The organism is uncultured Tenacibaculum sp. (assembly GCF_947494125.1).
Lineage (GTDB): Bacteria > Bacteroidota > Bacteroidia > Flavobacteriales > Flavobacteriaceae > Polaribacter.
In genome coordinates, this window is sequence record NZ_CANLTU010000029.1 from 1 (window position 1) to 2,662 (window position 2,662).

Below are 2,662 nucleotides of genomic sequence, written 5' to 3' on the forward strand. Positions count from 1 at the left end.
GTGTATTTAAACATTTATCTAGGTTATTAAATACCCCGTCATTATCTTCATCCAATTCACTTTCTGAGCATCCATCAATATTTACTATTTCTCCTGCTGGTGTATTTAAACATTTATCTAGGTTATTAAATACCCCGTCATTATCATCATCTAACTCACTTTCTGAGCACCCATCACTGTTTACTGTTTCTCCTTCTGGTGTATTTAAACATTTATCTAGGTTATTAAATACCCCGTCATTATCTTCATCCAATTCACTTTCTGAGCATCCATCACTGTTTACTGTTTCTCCTGCTGGTGTATTTAAACATTTATCTAGGTTATTAAATACCCCGTCATTATCTTCATCCAATTCACTTTCTGAGCATCCATCACTGTTTACTGTTTCTCCTGCTGGTGTATTTAAACATTTATCTAGGTTATTAAATACCCCGTCATTATCTTCATCTAATTCACTTTCTGAGCATCCATCACTGTTTACTGTTTCTCCTGCTGGTGTATTTAAACATTTATCTAGGTTATTAAATACCCCGTCATTATCTTCATCTAATTCACTTTCTGAGCATCCATCACTGTTTACTGTTTCTCCTGCTGGTGTATTTAAACATTTATCTAGGTTATTAAATACCCCGTCATTATCTTCATCTAAAACTATATTTAATTTTATTTTATTTCTATATAATGTTAATTTAGGTAATTTGCTATTTGTAATAACACAGTCATACTCTCCTACATCTTCTATTTTTGCATCAGATATTGTATACGTTGCTTCATTAGCTCCAATTATATTCTCTTCATTTTTCCTCCATTGATATGAGTTATTAGAACTTTTAGTTTGTACAACAGAAAGTATAACATCCTTTTTTACTAAAATTGACACATTCATTTCATCATCAATTTTCGACTGGTTATTGTATAATAAATATTCCTTATATATATCTATAACTGGTTCAATATCTTCAAAAATGTATTGATTTTGGTGTATTCCAAATCTTTTTAATCCACTAGAAGCAGTTGTAGGTACTTTACCAGACAAATTATTGTCTGCAAAATTTGCTTGAAATAAATTTGTTAATGTTTCAAAACTAGCTGGAATTTCGCCTGTTAAATTATTAGTAAAAACGACAAAAGAAGAAAGTTTTGTTAGTGAATCAAATACATTTGGTAAGCTTCCTGATAGATTAGTTTTTATTAGAGAGATATTTCTTAAATTAGTTAAATTGGATATTTTTTCAGGAATTTCATATGCATCAAATTGTACTGCATCAAAACTTATATTTTCTATTTTATTTAAGTCCCATAAAAAATCTGGAAAAGGTCCTGTTATATTTGTATTTCGAATATGAATTGTAATTAAATTCACTAAGCCACTTAGGTCTGGTACACTACCTGATAAATCTTTATTGAATCCTAATCTAATACTTTTCAAGGTTGTTAAAGTATTTAAGGATGCAGGAATAGTTCCTGTCAAATTATTATGTGAAAAATCAATACTTTCAATTACTTTAAGGTTAGCTAAGGAACTAGGTATATCTGTTAACCCATTAATACTAAGATTAATACTCCTCAATAAAGGTAGATTTCCGATAGCGCTTGGAATACTCCCATTTAATTGATTATCACTAAGGTTTATAGTTTCTAAACCAAGCATATTACCTATTTCGATAGGAATAACTCCTGTAAATTTGTTATAAAAAAGGTTAAGTTTCCTTAGTTTAGTCAACTTACCAATTTCTTTAGGAATATTACTACTAAGATTATTATTTGATAAATTAAGGTCTTCTAAATTTTCTAAGTTTCCTATTTCATTAGGAATAGCCCCTATCAATTTATTAGAATAAAAATGTAGTGTTTTTAATTTAGTTAGATTGCCAATCTCCTTAGGAATTTCATCTTTAAGATTATTATTTGATAAGTTAAGAAATTCTAACTTCTCTAAACTTCCAATTTCAGAAGGAATGTTTCCTTTTAAATTATTCGAATGTATTATTACTTTTATAACCCTTCCTTCAGCATTTAATGTTATTCCATGCCAATTTTTGGGAGGTTTATTTAAATCCCATTTATAAGTCCAATTTACACCATCAGTGACATTGTATAAAGTTAGTAAAGCTTGCTTATCGCTTTGAGAAATTTCCTGTGCATTTACGAGCACCCCAAAAAAGGAGAGTACTATAAGTAATAATCTCTTCATAATAATTTTTTTTTAATTTGAAGCCAAAAATAATTAAAACCGCCTTAAAAGAAAAGACATTATTCATCATTATAAAACACCTAAGAAAAATGCTCGAAAATATTCGAGCTGGTTCCCGATAAAAACACTTTTAAAAAGTTTCCTAATTCTAATTTAGCAACGGTTTCTGTAAATCTTTTTAAACCTAAAGGATAAAGACCTTGATCATAGTTTTATATTATTAGTTTTATTAACATTACGTGCTTATAAAAACTTTTATAGTATATAATGTCAACACTTTATGTTTACTAAAATTTTTATAAAATATTACATTAACACCTTGTGTTAAGCAAAACTTTTAATAAATAAACTATCAACATCTTATGTTTACTAAAATTTTTATAAAATATTGCATTAACACCTTGTGTTAAGCAAAACTTTTAATAAATAAACTATCAACATCTTATGTTTACTAAAATTTTTATAAAA

The 2,662-nt window shown here is 27.8% G+C and carries 1 protein-coding gene; it reads right to left on the reverse strand.

Annotated elements, in window-relative coordinates; all coding sequences use genetic code 11:
* On the reverse strand, positions 1–2,194 hold a 2,194-nt coding region (locus tag Q0881_RS17625), incomplete at its 3' end, for a thrombospondin type 3 repeat-containing protein (protein ID WP_299163253.1).
* Positions 2,195–2,662: the final 468 nt, after the last annotated feature.